Below are 22,799 nucleotides of genomic sequence, written 5' to 3' on the forward strand. Positions count from 1 at the left end.
TTATGATAGCTTAACGATGAGAGGAAGATTGAAATGGGTAAGGTTATATTGTTTCAAGGCGATTCCATCACTGACTGCGGACGTGCCCGTGAAGGAAGTCCGGGACAGGCGCTGGGACAAGGATACGTACATCATATTGCCGGACAGCTGGGCTATCAGATGGCGGAGGATGGGCATCAATTCATTAACCGGGGCATCAGCGGCAATCGGGTATCCGACTTGTACGCCCGCTGGAACGAAGATGCCATAGCGATTAAGCCGGATATTCTCAGTATCCTGATTGGGGTAAACGATACTTGGCGGATTATGGATAACCTGCCTAGCGGGGCAACGGACCGCTTCGAGCGTGCTTACCGCATTTTGCTGGAGGAGACGAGGGAAGTGCTGCCGGATACCAAGCTCGTATTAGGGGAGCCTTTTGTTCTGCGCACAGGCGTTACCTTAAAGGAATGGAGCGGCTGGCGCGAGAGAGTTGAAAGGCAAAGCGATATGGTGAAGCAGTTGGCAGAAGAGTATAATGCCGTGTTCGTGCCGTTCCAGCAGGCTTTCGATCAAGCAGCGGAACAAGCTGCGCCTGATTATTGGCTTCACGATGGCGTGCATCCAACCGCTGCCGGTCATTATTTGATGGCAGCAGAATGGTTAAAAGCCGTTCAGAACAGTCCATTGCGATTAACTAGCGGTTCCCAATTATAAGGGGTGTATCCATGACTTATTCCTTTCTAGGAATCGACCATATTCAATTAGCAGCTCCGGAAGGCTGTGAAGCCAGGGCTCGGGATTTCTTTCATGATCTGTTAGGATGGCCGGAAATCCCCAAACCTGACAACTTGCTGGCTCGAGGCGGGGTGTGGTTTCAATGCGGTACCCACCAGGTACATATCGGGGTTCAAAAGAATTTTGTTCCGGCGGCAAAAGCGCATCCTGCCTTCCATGTACGGAATCTGGAGGGACTGCGCATTCACCTAATTGAGCACGGAATTCCGGTCATTGATGATGAAGCCAGGGCAGACGAAGGTGTGCGACGATTGTATGTAAATGATCCATTCGGCAACCGACTGGAATTGTTGGAGTGGAATTAATCGCATTCGACTATACAATAAGGCTTGGCTACCGGCATTTGTATCGAGTTAGCGAATAAATAAGAATCCCCTTAGGCGATAGGCTCGCTCAAGGGGATTTTGTTTACTTCGGGTTGTTGTTTCCTAATCTGTGACGGGGCTGTGCCTTTATATTTCTTGTACATCTTCGTGAAATAATTGGAGTTATCACAGCCGACGAGGCCGGCAATTTCCGTAATGGAAAGATCACCGGCAAGCAGCAGCCGTTCCGCCTCATTCACCCGGCATACATTTACATAATCAATGAAGGTCCGGCCGGTCAGCTTTTTGAACATTTTACAGAAATGATGGATGTTTAAGTTCATCCGCTTTGCGGCATCTGCGACGGTCTGTTTGTCTGCAAAGTTCACTTCAATATATTCAATCAGCGTCTTGAATCTTTCCCGGTTCTGCACATATTGATTTGTCGCCTGTTCGGGCAGCTGCTGCGGCAGGAATTTACGGGACAGCAGGGTGAGCAGCATGTGAAGCTGCGATTTCACCATGAGCTGGTAAGCGGGCTGCTTTGCTGTAAATTCCGAATTGGCCTGCTCCAGCAGATAATAATAGTCCGCGCATGACGGATCAATTAAGGTGGGCATGACCGGGAGGTGGACACGGCCTTCCAAGTAAGGCAGCACATATTTGGTATGCAGGGAATCGTGCATCCAATTCTGGAACAGGGAGCTGTTAAATACGATGGCCAGGTACGCAATATCTCCATCGCAGGTGCTGTAGCCGACATGAAGGGCGCCGGCCGGTATAAACAAGACATCGCCCGGACGCGCCTCATAGGACTCGCTGTCGATATGGAACATGCCGCTGCCCTGCTGCATGACAATAATCTCGAAATGCTCATGCCAATGCAAATAAAGAATCAGATCGCCCGGCTTCTTCTGATAGGCATGGTTGGTGAAAATCTGAACCGGATGTGTTTTCTCATCAATTCTAGTATTCTCCCGCAGTTCCTTCGGATAGCTCATGCAAGTCTCAACTCCACAATATAGGACTAGTAAAACACAAGAATGGTAGAGAATCCTCCAATTACCCGCGTTATACTGAGTGTGCAATCAAATTTATTCCACCAAAATAGGAGTGGTAATGATATGTCGCAAGTACTTCGAATTGGAACATTAGTAGGCGGAGGGGACGCTGTCCGCGTCATTCCGCAAATTGCTCCTCATGGCTTTGAATCCTACAGCCTGACTTTCTGGCAAACGACCGGCAGCACGGATCTGGTTGAAACGGCAAAGCGGGTTCGCGAGCTGTCAGATGAATACGGTTTCATTATATCGACGGTTGGCATCTTTGGCAATCCGCTGACGGGCGCAGGCAACAATGCGGATACGCTTGCCAGCTGGGAGAGACTGATTGATCATGCGCATTTATTCGGCACGGATATCGTCTCCGGCTTTACCGGCCGTTTGACCGGGGAATCGATTGACAGCTCCATTCCTCGTTATGCGGAAGTGTTTGGCGAACTGGGCAAACGCGCTGCAGACAAAGGAGTCCGGATTGCGTTCGAGAACTGCGATATGGGTGGTACATGGGATAGCGGCGACTGGAACATTGCTCATAATCCGACAGCGTGGGAGAAGATGTTTAACGCGATTCCATCGGACAATATCGGGCTGCAGTGGGAACCGTGCCATCAGATGGTATCGCTTATTGATCCGATTCCGCAGCTTCGCAAATGGGTGGATAAAGTATTCCATGTTCACGGCAAGGATGCAACTATCGCATGGGATATCGTAAAAGAATACGGCATTCATGGCCCCAAGCCGTTCGTGTGGCACCGGACGCCGGGCTTTGGCGATACGAACTGGACGGATATCATTACGATCCTCAGACAAGCGGGTTATCAAGGAACAATTGATATCGAAGGCTGGCATGATCCGGTCTACCGCGATGAGCTTGAGATGACCGGCCAAGTCCATGGATTGAATTATTTGAAGCAGTGCCGCGGCGGATCGTTTGTGCCAAATCCGAAGTAATAGAGGAGTGCATAGTGATGAGTGCAACATATAAAGTGGTCGTAGCCGGCTGCGGAGGCATGTCGAACATATGGATTGATACGGCTATCGAGCGTGAGGATACCGAAATCGTAGCATTAGTTGATATTAAACTGGAATTTGCCGAGAAAATGCGGGAGAAAAAAGGTTTGAGCTGCCGTACCTTCACTGATCTTGCCGAGGCCATAAAAGAGACCGGCGCAAATCTCGTATTCGACGTGACGATTCCGGCGAGTCATCATAAGATCGCCAGCACAGCTATGCAGCTCGGCTGCAACATCTTTGGAGAGAAGCCGCTGGCAGAAACGGCGGAGGAGTGCAAGGATCTGATCCGTATTGCCGATGAGACCGGCAAGTCACACGCCGTCATGCAGAACCGACGGTTTGATCCCCGGATCCGCTCGCTGCGCCATTTAATTGAAACGGGTACGATTGGCAAGCCCGGGTTCGTGAACGCGGATTTCTTCCTGGGGCCGCATTTCGGCGGATTTCGGGATACGATGGCAAGTCCGCTGCTGCTCGACATGGCTATTCATACCTTTGATCAGGCACGGCTTATTCTGGGAGCGGATCCGGTGTCGGTCTACTGCCATGAATTTAACCCGCCTGGCTCCTGGTACGAGGGAGCTGCCGCGGCTGTCTGTATCTTCGAAATGTCTGACGGCTCCGTATTTAATTACCGCGGCTCCTGGTGTGCGGAAGGGGCACATACTTCATGGGAAGCCGACTGGCGGATTACGGGCGAGAAAGGGACAGCCATCTGGAACGGACATGATGCTCCTTATGCGGAAGTGATAGCTCCGGAAGAGCAGGACGGTAAGTTCATCAAATCCTTTGTCCGCATTGAAGGGGATATGGGTGTCTATACGGAGCGTTCCGGACATCCGGGCTGTCTCGATGAGATGTTCCTGTCTCTTCAGGAGAACCGCAGGGCAGAAACGGACAGCCGGGATAATCAATTCAGCATGGCGATGGTGAATGCGGCACTGGAGAGCGCGAGGGTTGGCCGCAAAGTAGCCATTGCGGATTTTATTAGGAAGTAAGAGATCCATGAGAGCGGGAGAGCGGAAGCTTTTCCGCTCTTTTTGTTTCCGAATATATTTGTTTATGCCCGAAATATTTTTGTTTTCAAACAAAAACAAACGTGGTACTATCAAAACATAAAGATAAAACAAAGTATTCGGAGGTAAACAAAATGGTACAAAGCTTATGGCAATCATCTGACGCATCCCGGTTTACGAATGGTCTTGATCAATTGGTCTACCGCTCCAACCTGATCGGAGCAGACCGCCGCGTATGCAATATTTATGGCGGCAATACCTCGACAAAAACAACGGTTAAGGACTTCCGCGGCCGTGATATTGAAGTGATGTATGTAAAAGGCAGCGGTTCGGACCTTGGTTCGATGAAAGCGGCGAACTTTACCGGTCTTCGGATGGAAGATATCCGCCCGCTCTTCGAGCGCGGTGAAATGTCCGACGAAGAGATGGTTGCTTACCTTGGCAATTGTATGATTGACGCGAAGCATCCGCGCGCTTCGATCGAAACCTTGCTGCATGCCTTCCTGCCGTTCAAGCATGTGGACCATACGCATCCGGATGCGATTATCAGCCTGTGCTGTGCCGATAACGGCCGCCACCTGGCAGAAGAGATTTTCGGCAACCGCTTCGTGTGGGTACCGTATGTGCGTCCTGGCTTTACTCTTTCGAAAATGATCGCAGAAGGCGTATTGGCTAATCCAAACGCTGAGCTGGTTCTGATGGAGAAGCATGGCCTTGTCACTTGGGGTGAAACTTCCGAGGAGTGTTATGCGCAAACGATCAAGATTATTAATGAAGCAGAAGCTTTCATCGAAGCTCGTGTAAATGAAGCCAAACTGTTTGGCGGCGTAAAGCACGAAGCGCTTCCTGCCGACGTTCGCCGTCAAATCGTCTCGCAAGTGATGCCTACCATCCGCGGTGCCGTATCCGATGTGAAGAAAATGATTCTTTCCTACGATGACCAGGAAGATGTGCTTGCCTTTGTTGGCGGGGCGGATGCTGCCCAGCTGTCGCAAGTAGGCGCAGCTTGCCCGGACCATCTCGTCCATACGAAGGTTGTCCCGCTCTTTATCGATTGGACGCCAAACACAGAGGATATCGAAGGTCTGAAGTCGAAATTGATTGAAGGCGTTGCAGCTTACAAAGAACAATACAAAGCGTACTTCGAGGAAAACAAAAACGAAGGTGACGTTATGTTCGAAGCGGCTCCGCGCGTTATTTTGATTCCGGGCCTCGGTATGATTAATACAGGCAAGAGCTGGGCGCTTTCGCAAGTCAGCGGCGCATTGTACCATCGTGCCATTTCGGTTATGCGCGGCGCTACTGCGCTTGGCAACTTCGTTTCGCTCAGCGCGAACGAGTCGTATAACGTGGAATACTGGCCGCTTGAGCTTTACAAGCTGTCGCTTGCGCCTGCGGAAGCCGAGTTCTCCCGCAAGGTTGCCTTTATTACCGGCGGTGCAGGCGGTATCGGCAGCGAGACAGCCCGTCGCCTCGTATCGGAAGGCGCACATGTGGTGCTTGCCGACCTGAACCTGGAAGGAGCGCAAAAGGTCGCTCAAGAGATTAACGAAAAATTCGGCGAGAACCGTGCTTACGCGGTTAAGATGGACGTTACGGATGAGCAAGCCGTACAAGCGGCTTATGCAGAAGTAGCGCTTGTGTATGGCGGAGTGGACATTATTGTCAACAACGCAGGACTTGCAACCTCCAGTCCGTTTGATGAAACATCGCTGAAAGAATGGAATCTGAATATTAACGTGCTTGGCACGGGTTATTTCCTTGTTGCCCGCGAAGCGTTCAAGCTGATGAAGCAGCAGGGCATTGGCGGCAACATGGTATTTATCGGCTCCAAAAACTCCATCTTCGCAGGCAAGAGCGTTACGGCTTACAGCTCGGCGAAAGCACTCGAAGCCCATCTTGCACGCTGTATTGCAGCAGAAGGCGGGGAATTCGGCATTCGTGTGAATACGATTCTGCCGGATGCCATCCTGCAAGGCTCTGCGATCTGGAACGGCGCATGGCGCAATGAACGTGCAGCTGCTTACGGCATTGAGCCAGACCAATTGGAAGAGCACTACCGTAAACGGACGACACTGCTCGTTAATATCTATCCAAGAGATATTGCGGAAGGCATCGCCTTCTTCGCATCCTCGAAATCGGACAAAACAACAGGCTGTATGCTGACGATTGACGGCGGTGTACCGGCTGCATTCACACGCTAAGAAGGAGGCTCCCATACTTATGGAACCAAATGTGAAGCAAGCTTATGAAGCGGCAAAGGCTTTGTATGCCCAGCACGGCATCGATACAGATGAAGCACTGTGCAAGCTGGAGACAATCAAAGTCTCCATGCACTGCTGGCAAGGCGATGATGTGAAAGGGTTCCTGAACGCTGATCAGGAATTGACCGGAGGCATTTCGGTTACCGGTCAATATCCTGGCGCAGCAAGAACGCCGGAGGAGCTTCGTTCCGATCTGGATAAAGCGTTCTCTCTCATTCCGGGCAAGCATAAAGTGAATCTTCATGCGATCTACACCGATACGGACGAGAAGGTTGAGCTTGATCAGCTTGAGCCGCGGCATTATGAGCGTTGGGTAACATGGGCGAAGGAGCAGGGCCTTGGCCTTGATTTCAACCCGACCTGCTTCTCCCATGAGAAATCAAGCGAAGGCTTTACGCTTAGCCATCCTGATGCGGAGATCCGTCAATTCTGGATCGATCATTGCAAAGCTTCCCGCCGCATCGGCGCATACTTTGGCGAGCAATTAGGCCAAACCTGCGTAACGAATGTCTGGGTTCCGGACGGCTTCAAGGATAATCCGGTTGACCGGATGACTCCGCGCAAACGCCTAAAGGCATCGCTGGATGAAGTATTCGCCGAGCCGATTGATCCGAAGTATAACCTCGATGCTGTGGAGAGCAAGCTGTTTGGGCTTGGCTCCGAAGCGTATGTTGTGGGCTCCCACGAGTTCTATATGGGTTATGGTCTGCAGAACGACAAAATGATCTGCCTGGATGCGGGACATTTCCATCCGACCGAGGTCATTTCCAATAAATTATCTTCTCTTGCGCTCTTTACCAGCGGTATTCTGCTTCATGTAAGCCGTCCGATGAGATGGGACAGCGACCATGTCGTTATTATGGACGATGAGCTGCTCGAGATCGGCAGAGAACTGGTACGTCACGATCTTCTGGGCACTACGCATATCGGACTCGATTTCTTTGACGCCAGCATCAACCGCGTAGCCGCTTGGGTCGTTGGAACGCGGAACACAATCAAGGCCTTGCTTCGTGCGATGCTGGAGCCGGTTGAGACCCTTAAGAAGGCAGAGCTGGAAGGCGACTATACGACACGTCTTGCATTAACGGAAGAGTTCAAATCGTATCCGTTTGGCGCAATCTGGGATTACTATTGCGCATCAAAAGGCGTGCCTGTCCGTGAGCAATGGATTGCAGAAGTGAAAGAGTACGAACAAAACGTATTGCTGCAGCGCGGTTAGGAGGGCAACCGATTGTCGGATATTATCGCATTTGACCTCGGTGCAAGCAGCGGGAGAGCCATTCTTGGCAGTCTGAAGGATGGCAGGATTGTAACGGAGGAGCTCCACCGCTTTCCTAATGATCCGGTGCAGGCGGGTGACCGTCTGCACTGGGATATTCTCCGGCTGTATCATGAGATCAAGCAGGGCTTGCTTAAAGCGAAGCATAACGGTGTAACGCCGCTCAGCATCGGGATTGATTCCTGGGCTGTTGATTACGGCTTGATCGGCCGGGATGGCGGTCTGCTTGGCAATCCGCTTCATTATCGTGACCGGTCCAGCGCCGGGATGATGGAAAGACTGCGGGAAGAGTTGACTCCGGAGGAGATTTTTAAAGCGACGGGCATTCAATTCCTGCCGTTTAACACGATCTATCAGCTGCATGCGGCCAAGCTTAATCAATCGCCGATTCTAGATTCAGCTGAGCATTTTCTGATGATTCCGGATCTGCTTCGTTACTTCCTGACAGGCGAAATGTACAACGAATTCTCTAATGCAACAACTACGCAGCTCTATAATCCGGTTAAACAGCAGTGGGATGAGGATTTGCTCCAGCATCTTGGCCTGCCGAAGAGCTGGTTCGGAGAGGTGCTTCAGCCTGGCTCGCCTGCCGGTTATTTGCAGCCATTCGTGCAGGAGGAGCTTGGTCTTGGAGCAATTGCCGTCCATGCGGTAGCGGAGCATGATACGGCTTCTGCCGTAGTAGCTGTTCCGGCACTTAACCGATCCTTTGCTTACTTAAGCTGCGGGACATGGTCGCTGCTTGGAACGGAAATATCGGAGCCGATCATAACGGAAGAGGCGCAGCAGCTTAATTTTACGAATGAGGGCGGCTTCGGCGGTACTTACCGTTTGCTGAAGAACATTATGGGCTTATGGATTCTGCAGGAATGCCGCAGGGAATGGGAACGTGCCGGTCAGAATTACAGTTTCCCTGAGCTCGTGAAGCTTGCCGGCGAAGCACCTGCGTTCACGGCGTTTATCGAGCCTGATGATCCCGTGTTTATGGCACCGGGCGATATGCCGTCAAGAGTACGGGACTATTGCCGGAAGACGAATCAGCCGGTTCCTGATAATGTCGGCGCACTTGTTCGCTGCATATTGGAAAGCCTTGCGTTCAAATACCGTTACGTCCTGGAGATGACGGAGCGTTTGTCCGGACAGCAATTCAACGGGCTGCATATGGTTGGCGGCGGTATTCACAACACGCTGCTGTGCCAGTGGACGGCGAACGCAATCGGCAAGCCCGTATGGGCGGGACCTGCGGAAGGAAGCGCGATCGGGAATCTGGCTGTTCAATGGATTGCCAGGGGAGAATTCGCGGATATATGGGAAGCCCGGCGTGTGATAAGGGATTCTTTCCCGATTACGATATACGACCCCGAGCAGGGGGATGCATGGTATGATGGATATGGACAATTCCTGGAGACTACAGCTCTCGGGTGAGTCATCCACCAGTGACCTTGCGTAAGAATCAGGTTTTACGGGCAGCGGTACTGCGGGGATATTCCCGTTGTAGCGCTGCTTTCTCTTTTTGATGATCCGGGGAGGGACAACACATTGAGGCAGGGGATATTAGCTTTCTATTATAATTTGCGGATCAAGTATAAAATTATCGTCCTGCTCGCCTTAATGATGGCGGTGATTGGCATTGCGACCTTTGTAGTCATGCAATATGCTTTTCGCGCTTATGACAAGGAGATTTACAAGCAATCGGCCAGCGCGCTGAACAGTGCTTCGCTTGGTGTTGAGAAAGAGCTCCGCAATATGGAGAAGATCTCCTTCAAGATCGCGACAGACAGTTATATTCAGGATTACTTGAGCGAGATTAAAGCGGGAGGCTCTGAATACAGCAATTATTTGACGGCCGTTAATCTTCGGCAGCGTCTGCTCACGTTCACGAGTAATGAGAAGTATATTCTCTCCTTCCATGTGATGGATATTTTTTCGAAACAATATGGAAACGGATACAAAATGATAAACCTCTCGCAGGAAAGAACGGAGCAAGTCATTAAGGAGACCAATACGACAAACGGAGGCGTTCGTTTTGTATTCCCCGATCATGGGGACAATGCACTGATCGCAGGCCGGGAAATCCGCAGAGTGGATGGGCTTGAGCTGGATCATCTTGGCAATATGGCTGTCCGGATCGATATTGACCGGCTTTACAGCGATCTTGTGACCTCGGCGGATAATTCCAAGGCGTATTTTGCCATTATGGAGAAGGACGGCAATCTGGTCTATCCTCATGATCAGCCCAATGGCATGGATCTGACTTCCCTGCATCTTACCGGGCAGCAGGGCTTCAAGATCGTGACGATAGCGGGCAAAAAATATTTCATCACTTATTTCTCATCCAGCACTCTGAACTGGGTGTACGTCAATGTCATTTCTTATGAAGAAATCTTCCATACAACAGAGTCGGCCAAAAATACCGTTATTATCGTCTATATCCTGCTTTCCGTCCTTATACTGGGTGCTGCCCTCAGCTTCTCGCGATCCATTACAGGTCCCATCGAACGGCTTAATCAGAAGATGAAGCGGATTCAGCTCGGACATTTCGAATTTGCCGACGAGCAGGAGGAGCGTAACCTCGCGAAGGATGAAGCGGGACAGCTGCAGCGCAACTTCCGGATGATGGTGGGACGAATAGATGAGCTTATCAACGAAAACTATGTCAAGCAGCTGACGATAAAGGATACGGAATTCAAGGCGCTGCAGGCACAGATTAATCCGCATTTTTTGTACAATACTTTGGAATCCATTAACTGGTCAGCCAAAATCGCAGGTCACAAGCAAATATCGGTCATGGTAGAATCGCTTGGTTATTTGCTTCGGAGTACGATTAGTCACAAGCAGCCGACCGTGACGCTGGAGGATGAAATGAGGCTGGTCAGCCATTATATTGCGATCCAGCATATCCGCTTTGAAGAGCGGCTTGTCTTCGAGAACCGGATTCCCGACCGTCTGCTTGGCGTGTATGTGCCTAAACTCAGCTTGCAGCCGCTTGTCGAGAACGCAATCCATTATGGGCTTGAGCAGATGATAGAGGCTTGCGTCATAACCATTACGGCAGAGGAATACGAAGGCGGTATTGCGATTACCGTGTCGGATAACGGGCCGGGTCTTGCAGCCGATGTCATTGATCAGCTCAGAAGCGGTGTCATTACACCGAGAGGGACGGGAATTGGACTTCGTAATATTGAAGACCGCATCAAGATGCTGTTTGGTGAAAGCTACGGCATCGGGGTAGAAAGCATTCCGCAGCATGAGACACGAATCACGTTGTATCTGCCAATTGAAATGGGGGAGAGAGCATGAAGTATAAGGTGCTGTTAATTGATGACGAACGGATTATTCTCGAAGGGATCGCTTCTCTCATGGATTGGGAGAAGTATAGAACACAGCTTGCGGGGACCGCGCGCAACGGCCTGGAGGCGCTTCAATTCATCGAGTCTCAGCCGCCGGATATCATTATCAGCGACATCCGCATGCCCGGCATGGACGGTCTCAGTCTGGTGAAGCGATTGAAGGAAACTCATCCCCATATTGCGTGCATTATGCTGAGCGGCTTTGGAGATTTCGACTATGCCCGTCAAGCGATGCAGTACGGGGTGAAGCATTATCTGCTGAAGCCGTGCAATGAGAATACGATCGCCGAGGCCATTGTATCCGTCGTTGAGCAGTTGGATCAGGAGCGGCATACGGATGCCTTCATGCGCCGGATGCAGGAAGAGCTGAAGAAGGTACTCCCCAGTGCAAAGGAACAGTTCCTGAAGGAGTATGTGACGAATAAGCGTTATGGCCGCCGGGAATGGGACGAGTATGGGAGGTTGTTTGGCATTCAGCTCGAGAATCTGGAGGCCAGGCTGCTGCTCTGTCAGCTGGAAGGACCGTTTGAGTTCGATCATCTGTTTGCTCTGAAAAACATTGCCGAAGATATTATCGGCAAGCCTACCATTCTGCTGAGTACGACGATTGGCAGCCAGCTGCTAATCTTGGTTCGCGACCAGTATCCTGAAAGCGAGCTGCTCAGTATTCTGGCGGAAGTGAAACGGACCTTCATGGGTTATTTCAAGCTGGATACAACGATTGCGATCAGTGATGCCGGAGAGCTTGCGGAGGCCCGGAAAATGTACATGGATACGCGAAGCTGCCTGAATCACCGCTTTTATTTGGGAGGAGGAAGTCTGATTACGGTCCGTGATATTCAGCAGCAGCATGAACTGGAGGAGCAGGCTTTTCTGTTTGACGATTCCCAGCTCTGTATGGCGGCCAAATCAGGCAACTGGGAAGAGGTCAGGAGAGAGCTGGATGAAGCTTTTCGTATTTTGGCGGAGCTTAGGCTGGATGACTTGACGGCCAAGTCTTATGTCATCCCCTTGTATGTGGCGCTGTTCAGGCAAGCAGAGCCGCAGCGGATGAATGAGTATTTGCAGCTGCTCGCCAAGATCGAAGCCTTAAGCACGCTGCAGTCGCTGCAAAGCTTCGTGGAGGACGCTGCAAAGCGGATTTGCGAGGAAAACTATGAGATTCAAGCCTGCCGGCATTCCAGCATCATTCGGAAGATGATGAATATCGTAAGCGAGCATTTGAGCAATCCGGCCCTTTCACTGCAATGGGCGGCAAGCGAGATTTTATATATGAATGCGGATTATTTAGGCAAGCTGTTCAAGAAAGAGACCGGGGATAAATTCTCGAACTATGTCATGAAAACTCGAATGGATAAAGCGCTCGAGCTCATCGAGGAAAGCAATGATGTTAAAGTATTTGAACTCGCTGAGCAGCTGGGATTTGGCGATAATCCTCATTATTTCAGTCAGGTCTTTAAGAAATATACAGGCAAATCACCTTCGGATTTCAAGAAAACCTCATAAACAAGATGTCTGTTTTTTGACGAAAAATCACTGGTTATTCGATTCCGGCCTCTTCTTTTTGGCTGTACTATAGGAAATGTAAACACTTACATGGTTTGAGGAAGGGGCGCCAGAAACATGGGAAAGAAGCTATCAGCAGCAATCGCACTCATCTTGGCTACGACTCTTACGGCATGCGGCGGAGGCAACAACAATAATAACGCAAATCAAGCCGCCAATGCTAATGCAAGCACTTCAGCAAATGCGGGGAAATCGGATGCAGGGGAAAATGTTACGCTCCGAATTGCCTGGTGGGGCTCGCAGCCTCGTCATGATTACACACTTGAAGTAATCAAAATGTACGAGGCAGCTCATCCAAATGTGAAGATCGAATCCGAATACGCTAACTTTGATGACTACTGGAAGAAGCTGGCTCCGGAAGCAGCTGCAAGCGAACTGCCGGACATTGTGCAGATGGATATTTCGTACCTGTCGCAATACGGCTCGAAAGGGCAGCTTGCCGATCTTACGCCTTACCTGAACAACCAGATCGACACGACAGATATTTCGGAGAACGCGATCTCCGGCGGTAAAGTAGGCGACAAGCTTTATGGCTTTAACCTCGGCGTAAATACGGTAAACTTCCAATACGATCCCGAGCTTCTGAAGAAGCTGGGTGTAGACAAGCCGGCAGATGACTGGACTTGGGATGACTACTTCGCACTGGCATCAAAAGCAAAAGAAGCGGGACTCTACTTCGATAACGGCTTCCGTCCAGAAGTATTCTTCGGCTACTATCTTCGTACGAAAGGCCAGCATCTCTATAATGCGGAAGGTACGGCACTTGGCTATGAGGATGATCAGCTGTTCGTCGATTACTTCAAGCCGCTGTCGCAGCTTGTGAAAGACGGAGATACTCCGCCGCCAGACGTGAAAGCACAAATTAAAGGTCTGGAAGATGATCTGATGGTTAAGAACCAGCAAGTAGGGATCTGGCAATGGACGAACCAATTCGTCGGCATTCAGCAAGTTGCAAACCGTCCGCTCGAAATGGCGAATATGCCGGGTCCGGATCGCGAGAAAGGCCTCTATCTGAAGCCAAGCATGTACTTCTCGGTTGCTCAGAACTCCAAGCATAAAGAAGCGGCTGCCGACTTTATCAACTTCTTCGTAAATGATGTTGAAGCGAACAAGCTGATCAAAGGAGACCGAGGCGTACCTGTAAACAGCAAAGTCATTGAGGCCATCAAGCCTACGCTTGAGCCGGCTCAGCAGCAAGTATTCGATTATGTCGCTTGGGCACAAGAGAACAGCTCCCCGATGGATCCGCCGGATCCAATCGGCACAGCCGAAATCATTACCTTGTTCAGCTCGCTTGCGGAGCAAATGGACTTCCAGCAGATCACTGCCGAGGAAGCAGCCAAGCAATTCCGCGAGGAAGCCAATGCGATATTAGCCAAGAACAAATAAGGAATAACAGGCAGGGGATGGCTGGCCATTAGCGGCCAGCCATCCTTTATACAGGGCTTATTTAAAATATAAGTTTCATAATACTGTGCTTATATTTCTGGCGAAACGTGTGCTGCTCCTCCAAAGGACGGCGAGCCGTTTACGCTTGTTGGCAGCGAATCTTGTGCAGGAGTTGGTGTAAATGAAAGTGGCTTTGAAGAAAGATATAACGGGCTATGCGTTTATCAGCCCATTTGTTGTCGGTTTTTTGGTATTTACGTTTGTTCCGATTTTAGCTTCCCTCTATTTGTCGTTTACCGATTATGATCTGTTTACAACCCCTTCGTGGATAGGCTTTGATAATTACCATGATCTCTTTACGAATGACAAGAAGTTCTGGAAATCGCTCAAAGTCACATTCCTGTATGTCTTTATCGGCGTTCCGCTTCGTCTGTTCTTCGCGCTTATGGTTGCCATGCTGCTTAATACCGCATCGAAAGCGGTCGGCGTGTATCGGACCTTGTTTTATCTTCCATCCATTATCGGCGGCAGCGTAGCCGTATCTATCATGTGGCGCAACCTGTACGGCGATAAAGGGATTATTAATGTAATGCTTGAAGCTGTTGGCCTGGATGCGGTAAGATGGTTTGCTGATCCAATGGCTGCGCTCTGGATGCTTATTACGTTGTCGGCTTGGCAGTTCGGTTCTTCCATGCTTATTTTCCTGGCTGGTCTGAAGAACATTCCCGCGAGCTTATATGAGGCTGCAAGCGTAGACGGCGCAAATGGTCTTAACCGATTCTTTAAAATAACGGTGCCTATGCTGACACCGATCATATTGTTTAACGCAATTATGCAAACTATCGGCGCTTTCATGACGTTTGTTCCTGCTTATATCATTTCCAAGGGGACAGGCGGTCCGCTGGACGGCACCTTGCTCTATTCGCTTTACCTGTTCCGTCAAGGCTTCCAATTCTTCGATATGGGTACGGCTTCGGCAATGGCCTGGATCATGCTGATTATCGTATCGGTTCTGACCGCAGTGTTGTTCCTGTCATCCAAATACTGGGTTCATTACGAGTCGAAGGAGGGGTAAGCACATGATAGCGAAAAAATGGAGATGGCCGATTTATCATATTTTTGCAGCCGGCGGCGCAATCTTGATGATCTATCCTGTGATCTGGCTCCTCATGAGCTCCTTCAAGAAAAGCGAGACGATCTTTACGACCTCCGGCAGCCTGATTCCGGATCATTGGATCTGGACGAACTACTCGGATGGCTGGGCCGGTATTGGCGGCCATTCGTTTGGAACCTACATCTACAACACGCTTATCCTGGTTGTTCTGGCAACCATTGGCGCGGTATTGTCTTCCGCATTAGTCGCATTTGGCTTCGGCAGGCTGAATTTCCGGGGCAAAAAATTCTGGTTCGCCATCATGATGGTTACGCTGATGCTGCCGCATGACGTAACGCTTGTCCCACAGTACATCCTGTTCTCCAAGCTTCACTGGCTCAATTCGATCAAACCGATTGTCATTCCGGCGTACTTTGGAGCCCCGTTCTTTATCTTCCTGATGGTGCAATTTATCCGGACGATTCCAGGCGAGCTCGATGAAGCGGCAACCATTGACGGCTGCGGCAAGTTCAGATTGTTCTACCGCATTATTCTGCCGCTTATTATTCCGGCAATGGCAACGGCCGCAATCTTCTCGTTCTACTGGCGCTGGGAGGACCTGATTGGTCCATTGCTCTATCTGAACAAACCTTCGATGTACACGGTATCGATGGCACTCAAGATGTATCTCGATGCCGAGACACTCTCCAACTGGGGTGCGATGTTCGCGATGTCGATTGTCAGCCTGCTGCCCGTATTCGCGATTTTCTTCTTCTTCCAGAAGCATATCGTGGAAGGGATTAGTACAAGCGGTCTGAAATAATAGGAATAAAAGGAAAAGCTGCCTGAGAGTTTTGATCTCGGGCAGCTTTTTTCTTGCGCAGGCGCTCATGTGCTTTTTTTGCTTTTTTTTAGTATAAAACAAACCCATAACTTATGAGTACTGGGTTGTTTTTTACAGATCAGAATTCGTTTTGCGGGGCTCTCAAAAGATAGGAGCTTTCGCGCTAATGGAACAATTTGACATACATTTGATGTAAGTAATTGGGTGTTCATTTCCCGAAATTTAGAATGATTTATCCAGCGGCAGACAAGAAGTACTGCCGCTGGAAAATAATCACTTCTCGATTATTAAGTGGTTAAAACTGCAGCGGTAAGACCAGCAAAGTTTATTGTAATGGTTTGCCCACCAGCCACCATATTCCCTGTAGCCCGCAAAGTATAGGTATGAGTGCCGGTCAATGGCGCTTCATCACATGTCGTGATAGCAAGAGTATATGGACTGTTAGCCATCGATCCTGTATCGATCGCAGTAGCAATGACAACTCCATCATCACGAACGATGTCTACAGTTAAAGTTAGATTGTTAGCACTCGGTGTCCATGTTACGTAGCCGGTCAACCAAACGGTGTTACTAGGTTCAGCCACAGTTGCTGCAACCGTTAAAACTGTAGCAGTTGGTGCTGCTAAGGACAAAATAATTGGCGGTGCGCCGGCATACTGTGCACAATCAAATCCAGTTAAAAGCCCTGGTGGTCCAGCTGGTCCTTGAGCACCTTGAGCACCTTGAGCACCTTGAGCACCTTGTGCTCCTGCTGGCCCTTGTGCTCCTGCTGGCCCTTGTGGTCCTGTTGGCCCTTGTGGTCCTGCTGGCCCTTGAGGCCCTGGAGGTCCCGGAGGACCTGGTAATCTACCCATCTTGGTATGCACACTCCTTATTAACTATTTAGCGAGCATGAAGACTATGAAGCCCGATGGTACGAGATTAACTAAATGCTTCCTTCCATTGCGGCCACAAAACAAGATATTCCCGTAGATAAAATTAATTGCAAGTACACAAAAATTTTTTTTTCTTAGAATGTATTGTTGTCCAAGCATTATCCGTTTCTTCACATACATTGTTTATATGATTTTCTATATTAGATTGTGGAGGAAAATAATGAGTTTGGTAGGCATTTTGGTTGCAAGCCGTAAGCAACGGAAGAATGTTCTTAAGCAATATCTTCAGTCCAATACAATGAATCTGAAATTATTTTGTTTTACTCCATCCTCCATCAACTGGAGGCGAAAGCGTGTCACAGGGCTTCATCAATCCAACGGCAGATGGGTGATAGGTGATTTTCCATTCCCCAAAGTAGTCTACAACCGTTGTTATAATACCGATCAACTACTCATTGAACGTTTGGGGGCAGTAATAGGCATCAATAAATGCTTTAATCATATTAATCAATTCAATAAACAAGAAATCTATTCAAATTTAAACAGATGGCTTTCTGATTATTTGCCGGCAACCGTTCCCTTCGACAAAGAGAACGCCGTTCAATTGCTAAAGGTTCATAATGAACTATACTTTAAACCTTGTTATGGCCATCAAGGAAAAGGCGTAGTTCGAGTAGAAATGAAAGCTTCAGGTGAAATCCACATGGGCCATCACTATTTTTCGCCGGAAATCATCTTCCAAGACACGCAGCAATTTCAGGAAAGCATACAAACGATACTTGGCTCCACACCCTACATCATGCAAGAAGGTATCTCTATACAACAAGTAGATGACCGAGTTTTCGATATCCGGGCACTCGTACAAAAAAATGAGAATGGATTATGGTCGGTCACCAATCTTGTTAGCCGGATTGCGTCTAAAGGCAGTTTTAATACAAGTATCTACGATAAAGTCTGTTTATCGCAAGAAATACTAGGCCGTCTGTATTCTCCCGATAAAGCTGACCGTATCACACAATCCATTTACGACATCAGTTTAAGAAGCGCTGAAATAATGGACGAAAACACCGCTTATCATTTAGGAGAATTTAGCGTAGATTTTGCTTTGGACAAAGATGAACATGCGTGGATCATTGAGCTAAACGGAAAGCCTCAAAAAACACTATATAATGGCATTAGTAAGCAAAGTGCGGTCTATATAAGACCGATGCAATATGCGCAATATTTGTGCAAGCACAGATCCTGACCGATGGTTTAATATATGGAGTGGGGCTTGGCAGGGTTACTCGCCTTTAAGTGATGGAACACGAAAGTATCCAAGATGAGACCACTTCAAAGTCTGCTTTTAATGAACGAGAAAATAACTACAGAAAAACGAGCCTAAGAATCGCTTCTTAGGCTCGTTTCGCATTCAGGGGCGTTTTTTGTTATTATCGACCCATCCAGCCGCCGTCTACGTTGAGGACATGGCCGCTCAAGTAGTCCGAGGCAGCGGAGGCCAGGAATACAACCGGACCTTTCAGGTCATCCGGCGTACCCCAGCGGCCGGCTGGAATGCGTTCGGTGATGGCGTTCGTACGCGCTTCATCCTTCAGGATAGGAGCCGTATTGTTAGTCGTCATGTAGCCTGGAGCAATAGCGTTCACATTAACGCCTCGGCCGGCCCACTCGTTAGCAAGAGCCTTCGTTACGCCAGCTACGGCATGCTTGCTCGCTGTGTAACCGGGTACGTTAATGCCGCCTTGATAGCTGAGCATCGAAGCGATATTGATAATTTTGCCGCTGCCGCGCTCAAGCATATGACGGCCAGCCAATTGGCTGAGGAAGAAGACCGAGTTCAGGTTCAGGTCAATGACGTCATACCAGTCTTTAGAGGAATGTTCCGCGGCTGGCGTACGGCGGATAATGCCCGCGTTGTTCACGAGAATATCCACTTGACCGAAAAATCCGCGTGCTTGGTTAAATACATCTTCCAGAATGTCCGCATTGCTCAGATCGGCTGAAATTTCCTCTGCTTGCCCGCCAATAGCACGAATCTTTTCAACAGTAGCCTTACTATTCGAAGAAGAGATCGCTACGATGGATGCGCCTGCTTCTGCCAGTCCGAGTGCCATGGCTTGGCCAAGGCCGCCGGACGTACCGGTTACTACTGCTGTTTTGCCTGTCAGATCAAATAACATCGATTAATTCATCCTTTCATAGATCGAGAGATTCGCGCCGGCCTGCCGATACTGTTCAGCTGTATCCGCCGATATCCCCGAGTCGGTAATGATCGTTGTAATTTCATGAAAGTCTGCAAAGGTAAACAAGGCGCCTTGGCCAAATTTGTGATGATCAACAACCACATAAGAGGTTTGAGCAGTCTCGAGCAGGGCCCGTTTGAATACGGTCAACTCACCCGTATAAATCGTAAATCCAAATTCAGCATGAACGCCTGTTGCGGACAGGAATGCTTTCTTGATATTCAGCTTCCGGATGTAAGCTTCCGCTTCAGCCCCTGCCAGCATATTGCGGACGCGGTAGCCTCCGGGCACAACCAGTTGAATTACATCCTTACGAGACAGCTCGGCGATAATATGAACGTCATTGGTTACGACGGTAAGCGGCCGATTGGGAAGCCTCTTCGCAATCTCAATTGTCGTGCTGCCGCCGTCCAAAGCGATAATATCGCCGGTTTCAATAAAAGCTAGTGCCAGCTCAGCAATCTCAGTCTTGGCTGAGGCATGCCGCACGGGCGCCTCTTGCTGAGACAAGATGCCAAGCTGGTCGCTTTGGGCAAGGACTGCTCCCCCGTGAATACGGAGGAGCAGTCCTTTTTCCTCAAGCCTTGCCAGATCCTCGCGAATCGTCTTGCCCGTCACATTCAGTCGTTCGCTTAATTCCTGAACGGTAACTTCGCGGCTGGCCAGCAGGGCTTCCATAATTAATTCATGTCTGCGAATAACATTCATTGTTATCTCAAGTCTTGAGGCGCGACCGCATCCATATCTTCGAAGATTTGGTTCTCGCCAGCCATGCCCCAGATGAATGTATATGCACTTGTGCCTACTCCGCTGTGAATGGACCAGCTAGGCGACAGGATAGCTTGCTCGTTGCGTACAACAAGATGGCGTGTTTCTTGCGGCTCGCCCATGAAGTGGAAGACGTTGCCGTCTTCTTGCATATCGAAATACAGATATACTTCAGAGCGGCGGTTATGGGTATGGCACGGCATCGTGTTCCAGTTGCTGCCTGGCTTCAGCATAGTAAGACCCATCACCAGCTGGCAGCTTTGGATACCGCCTGTATGAATGTAACGGTAGATCGTACGTTCATTGTTTGTGTTGAGTGCACCCAGATGATTCGGGGAAGCTTCGCTGATCGAGGCTTTTACCGTCGGGTAGTTTTTGTGAGCCGGTGTCGAGTTCAAGTAGAACTTAGCCGGACTAGCCGCATCAGCGCTAGTAAACACAACTTCCGCTGCGCCAAGACCGATGTAGAGGCAGTCTTTGGATTCCATATCGTAAGCCGTGCCGTCTACCGTAACCGTACCGCGGCCGCCGACGTTAATAATACCGATCTCGCGGCGCTCCAGGAAGGTTGCAGCACCCATCGTTTTTGTATCTGCTTCAAGCTTGACAGCTTGGTTGACAGGAACAGCGCCGCCAATGATAAAGCGGTCAACGTGTGAGTAAGTAAGAGTCAGCTGGTCTTGAACGAAAAGGGTTTCGAGCAGGAACTCTTGACGAAGACGACTGGTATCAAAAGCTTTAACCTCTTGCGGGTGCGAAGCGTAACGGATTTCCATAATAAAATAACCTCCATTGTTCGAATAATTTGTTTAAGTAAGTTTATTTAAGTTCGTATAAGTTCATTTTAAGGCGATGCATGTGGATTTGCAACCTTTAATTCGAACGGGAAAGTTTATTTTTAATGAAACGAGGTGCAGTAAAGGCCTCTGGTGCTTGATATAGTGAAGGTAGAGATGGATTAGAGGGGAGGGGGATACAATGAGTCAGGTCCGAATTGATTGCGAGGAAATCTATTTGAGGGAGTATGCCATAGACGACGGGGATCAAAGACGAGCTTCCCTTTCCGGAGCGAGAGGTCATGTACGCAATATCCCGGCAGCACCGGAATAAAGGCTATACCACACAAGCAGTGAAAGGAATGATGGATTACTTGTTCCAGCATACGAAAATTGACAGTTTGATTGCACTGGCCCATATCCGTAATACGGCCTCCATGCGTGTTATTGAGAAGAGCGGATTTTCGCTTAAAAAGAAGGTCAAGATCGAAGAAGAGAACTTTCATTATTATAAAATAGATAAAACCCGCTAGATCATCTAGCGGGTTTTATCATTATACCGGTTCCGGATACGGATACAAATCCACCACGCGGTCCGTGTGACCGTTATCGGTCATAAACACAACATGCTCCCGGCGGAATTCGCGGGGGCTGTTCAGGCCGCACGCTGCGGCGAGGGAGAAGAGGCCTTCCCGCATCTGGAGGATGTAGTTCATGACACGCCACTGCTTTTCTTCCGGAGCGAGCGCTTCCTGGTACTTATCGTCGGTCGTCGTAACCCCTGCCGGACATTTGCCAGTGTGACATTGGAGCGCCATGATGCAGCCGTTCGCCATCATAAAGCCCCGGGCCGAGTTGACGGCATCCGCGCCAAGCGCCAAGGCAATAGCGACTTTATCCGGGGTGATGAGCTTGCCGGAGGCGAAAATTTTGAACCTGTCGCGAATGCCGAACTTGCGTGCCGTGTCATCCAGGATAAGCAGTCCCGCGAATAAGGGGAGGCCCATGCCGTCGGCCATCGCTTTGAAGGTAGCTCCGGAGCCGCCTTCGGAGCCGTCTACCGTGATGAAGTCCGGGTAGATATCCATGTCGAGCATCGCCTGGAAGAAAGGCTCTAACCGCTTTGGATCACCAACAACAATCTTAATCCCAATCGGCTTGCCGCCCTCCTGCTGCAGCGTCCGGATGAACTCCAGCGCTTCCTCGGGCCGAGTGAGAAACTCGAAGCGGTTCGGGGAATTGACGGTTTTGCCGATTGGTACGAGGCGCGCCGCCGCAACCTTTTCATTTACCTTGGAGCCTTCCAGATGTCCGCCGCGAATCTTCGCACCTTGATGGAATTTGAGCTCGAAGGCTTTGATGTTGGAATGACTGGCTTTGCGCTTGAACGCTTCAATGGAGAATTGGCCGGCATCATCCCGGAAGCCATAGAGGCCAGGACCGATCTGGGACACGACATCAACGCCGGTTGACAGGTGGACATCAGCTACGCCGCCTTCGCCCGTATTAATCCACGATCCTCCAGCCATGAAAGCTCCGCTGCCGGTGGACTGGATATAGTTCTCGCCAACCGCTCCAAAGGATGTAGCCGAAGCGCCAAATAATCCTTTCAGCGTCCACGGCTGTTCCCGGTTTTCCCCAACAATTAGGGCGTCTTCATCATGCAAGAGCCAAGGTCTTACCTTTTCGTCGATAAACTTCTCCTGCCGAGTAAAGACGCCTTCGTCGGTAATGACATATTTTTTGCCAGGCAGCATGGTCTGGTTGTCGATCTTCAGCTCGCTCGTTAATTTCGGAAACATGGCGTTGGATAAATAAAAGCCGGGCTTCTCGTAATCCCGCCGGCCGCCAAAGGAGATCAGATCGGTCCGGTACTTGGCTGCATACACAACGCCAACGAAATCCGCCCGTGAGAACGGTCTGCCTTCCGTATCATTATCGAACCAGTATTGGCGGAATTCGGGACCCAGTTTTTCAAGCAAATAGCGTAGCCAGCCAAGAAACGGATGCGATCGGATAATGGAATGCTTTGGTTTCTTTGACAATGCATACATATAGCTGAAGAAGATAAGCGGAGGCAGCGCAATAATGGCGACCAGAATAAGCAAAATGGTAAGCAGCATAAACAGTAAACCCTCCCGGTTGGAGAAATAACGTCACAGGCATCCATTATATCACA

The 22,799-nt window shown here is 49.7% G+C and carries 21 protein-coding genes; 15 read left to right on the forward strand and 6 right to left on the reverse strand.

What is annotated here, in order from left to right; all coding sequences use genetic code 11:
• Positions 1-33: 33 nt before the first annotated feature.
• Entirely contained in the window at positions 34-696 is a 663-nt protein-coding gene (locus BM200_RS03595) for an SGNH/GDSL hydrolase family protein (RefSeq protein WP_091181400.1), read from the forward strand.
• 11 nt (positions 697-707) lie between these two features.
• Positions 708-1,082 (forward strand): VOC family protein, encoded by a 375-nt coding sequence (locus tag BM200_RS03600; RefSeq protein WP_091181401.1) that lies wholly within the window; start codon positions 708-710, stop codon positions 1,080-1,082.
• A gap of 71 nt (positions 1,083-1,153) precedes the next feature.
• On the opposite strand, the gene BM200_RS03605 is transcribed toward BM200_RS03600, so the two are convergent.
• A complete protein-coding gene (locus BM200_RS03605; RefSeq protein WP_091181402.1) occupies positions 1,154-2,083 on the reverse strand; it encodes a helix-turn-helix domain-containing protein in 930 nt (309 codons plus the stop codon).
• Positions 2,084-2,206: 123 nt separating this feature from the next.
• Here BM200_RS03605 and BM200_RS03610 point away from each other — a divergent pair, with 123 nt between their 5' ends.
• From BM200_RS03610 to BM200_RS03655, 10 genes are all read left to right on the forward strand, one after another.
• A complete protein-coding gene (locus BM200_RS03610; protein ID WP_091181403.1) occupies positions 2,207-3,094 on the forward strand; it encodes a sugar phosphate isomerase/epimerase family protein in 888 nt (295 codons plus the stop codon).
• Between the two features lie 17 nt (positions 3,095-3,111).
• Complete coding sequence (locus BM200_RS03615) at positions 3,112-4,155, forward strand: Gfo/Idh/MocA family protein (protein ID WP_091181406.1); 1,044 nt, start codon at positions 3,112-3,114, stop codon at positions 4,153-4,155.
• A 152-nt stretch (positions 4,156-4,307) separates the two neighbouring features.
• Positions 4,308-6,377, forward strand: a complete 2,070-nt coding sequence (locus BM200_RS03620; protein ID WP_091181407.1) for a bifunctional aldolase/short-chain dehydrogenase — start codon at positions 4,308-4,310, stop codon at positions 6,375-6,377.
• A gap of 19 nt (positions 6,378-6,396) precedes the next feature.
• Positions 6,397-7,656: an L-rhamnose isomerase gene (gene rhaA, locus BM200_RS03625; RefSeq protein ID WP_091181409.1), complete on the forward strand. Its 1,260-nt coding sequence runs from the start codon at positions 6,397-6,399 to the stop codon at positions 7,654-7,656.
• Between the two features lie 12 nt (positions 7,657-7,668).
• Positions 7,669-9,141 carry a rhamnulokinase gene (locus tag BM200_RS03630; RefSeq protein WP_091181411.1) on the forward strand — a complete coding sequence of 491 codons (1,473 nt, stop codon included), beginning with the start codon at positions 7,669-7,671 and terminating at the stop codon, positions 9,139-9,141.
• Between the two features lie 114 nt (positions 9,142-9,255).
• Positions 9,256-11,016, forward strand: coding sequence for a cache domain-containing sensor histidine kinase (locus tag BM200_RS03635; RefSeq protein ID WP_091181413.1), 1,761 nt, complete (start codon positions 9,256-9,258; stop codon positions 11,014-11,016).
• Positions 11,013-12,572: a response regulator transcription factor gene (locus tag BM200_RS03640; RefSeq protein ID WP_091181414.1), complete on the forward strand. Its 1,560-nt coding sequence runs from the start codon at positions 11,013-11,015 to the stop codon at positions 12,570-12,572. The genes BM200_RS03635 and BM200_RS03640 overlap by 4 nt, the downstream gene beginning before the upstream one ends.
• A 117-nt stretch (positions 12,573-12,689) precedes the next feature.
• A complete protein-coding gene (locus BM200_RS03645; protein ID WP_091181415.1) occupies positions 12,690-14,021 on the forward strand; it encodes an ABC transporter substrate-binding protein in 1,332 nt (443 codons plus the stop codon).
• Between the two features lie 181 nt (positions 14,022-14,202).
• Positions 14,203-15,096 (forward strand): carbohydrate ABC transporter permease, encoded by an 894-nt coding sequence (locus BM200_RS03650; RefSeq protein WP_091181416.1) that lies wholly within the window; start codon positions 14,203-14,205, stop codon positions 15,094-15,096.
• A gap of 4 nt (positions 15,097-15,100) precedes the next feature.
• The gene (locus BM200_RS03655) at positions 15,101-15,937 is read left to right on the forward strand and encodes a carbohydrate ABC transporter permease (RefSeq protein ID WP_091181417.1); all 837 of its coding nucleotides are present in this window, start codon (positions 15,101-15,103) and stop codon (positions 15,935-15,937) included.
• A 308-nt stretch (positions 15,938-16,245) separates the two neighbouring features.
• Here BM200_RS03655 and BM200_RS29875 read toward each other — a convergent pair whose 3' ends face one another.
• On the reverse strand, positions 16,246-16,812 hold the full coding sequence (locus BM200_RS29875; protein ID WP_175532723.1) for a hypothetical protein: 567 nt from the start codon (positions 16,810-16,812) through the stop codon (positions 16,246-16,248).
• 241 nt (positions 16,813-17,053) lie between these two features.
• Between BM200_RS29875 and BM200_RS03665 the strand changes: the two genes are divergently transcribed.
• On the forward strand, positions 17,054-18,079 hold the full coding sequence (locus tag BM200_RS03665) for a YheC/YheD family endospore coat-associated protein (protein ID WP_091181421.1): 1,026 nt from the start codon (positions 17,054-17,056) through the stop codon (positions 18,077-18,079).
• A 184-nt stretch (positions 18,080-18,263) separates the two neighbouring features.
• Here BM200_RS03665 and kduD read toward each other — a convergent pair whose 3' ends face one another.
• From kduD to kduI, 3 genes are read right to left on the reverse strand one after another with little or no spacing between them, the layout of a single operon-like run.
• Complete coding sequence (kduD, locus tag BM200_RS03670; protein WP_091181424.1) at positions 18,264-19,013, reverse strand: 2-dehydro-3-deoxy-D-gluconate 5-dehydrogenase KduD; 750 nt, start codon at positions 19,011-19,013, stop codon at positions 18,264-18,266.
• Positions 19,014-19,016: 3 nt separating this feature from the next.
• Positions 19,017-19,784 carry a DeoR/GlpR family DNA-binding transcription regulator gene (locus BM200_RS03675; RefSeq protein WP_091181426.1) on the reverse strand — a complete coding sequence of 256 codons (768 nt, stop codon included), beginning with the start codon at positions 19,782-19,784 and terminating at the stop codon, positions 19,017-19,019.
• A gap of 2 nt (positions 19,785-19,786) precedes the next feature.
• The gene (gene kduI / locus BM200_RS03680; RefSeq protein WP_091181428.1) at positions 19,787-20,620 is read right to left on the reverse strand and encodes a 5-dehydro-4-deoxy-D-glucuronate isomerase; all 834 of its coding nucleotides are present in this window, start codon (positions 20,618-20,620) and stop codon (positions 19,787-19,789) included.
• A 202-nt stretch (positions 20,621-20,822) separates the two neighbouring features.
• Between kduI and BM200_RS30580 the strand changes: the two genes are divergently transcribed.
• Both BM200_RS30580 and BM200_RS03685 read left to right on the forward strand, forming a co-directional pair.
• Entirely contained in the window at positions 20,823-20,954 is a 132-nt protein-coding gene (locus tag BM200_RS30580) for a hypothetical protein (protein ID WP_281248334.1), read from the forward strand.
• The gene (locus tag BM200_RS03685) at positions 20,923-21,153 is read left to right on the forward strand and encodes a GNAT family N-acetyltransferase (RefSeq protein WP_245772883.1); all 231 of its coding nucleotides are present in this window, start codon (positions 20,923-20,925) and stop codon (positions 21,151-21,153) included. The genes BM200_RS30580 and BM200_RS03685 overlap by 32 nt, the downstream gene beginning before the upstream one ends.
• 21 nt (positions 21,154-21,174) lie before the next feature.
• Here BM200_RS03685 and BM200_RS03690 read toward each other — a convergent pair whose 3' ends face one another.
• The gene (locus BM200_RS03690; protein WP_091181429.1) at positions 21,175-22,743 is read right to left on the reverse strand and encodes an FMN-binding glutamate synthase family protein; all 1,569 of its coding nucleotides are present in this window, start codon (positions 22,741-22,743) and stop codon (positions 21,175-21,177) included.
• Between the last annotated feature and the right edge of the window lie 56 nt (positions 22,744-22,799).

The organism is Paenibacillus catalpae, from assembly GCF_900112695.1.
In the GTDB taxonomy this organism is placed as follows: Bacteria; Bacillota; Bacilli; order Paenibacillales; family Paenibacillaceae; genus Pristimantibacillus; species Pristimantibacillus catalpae.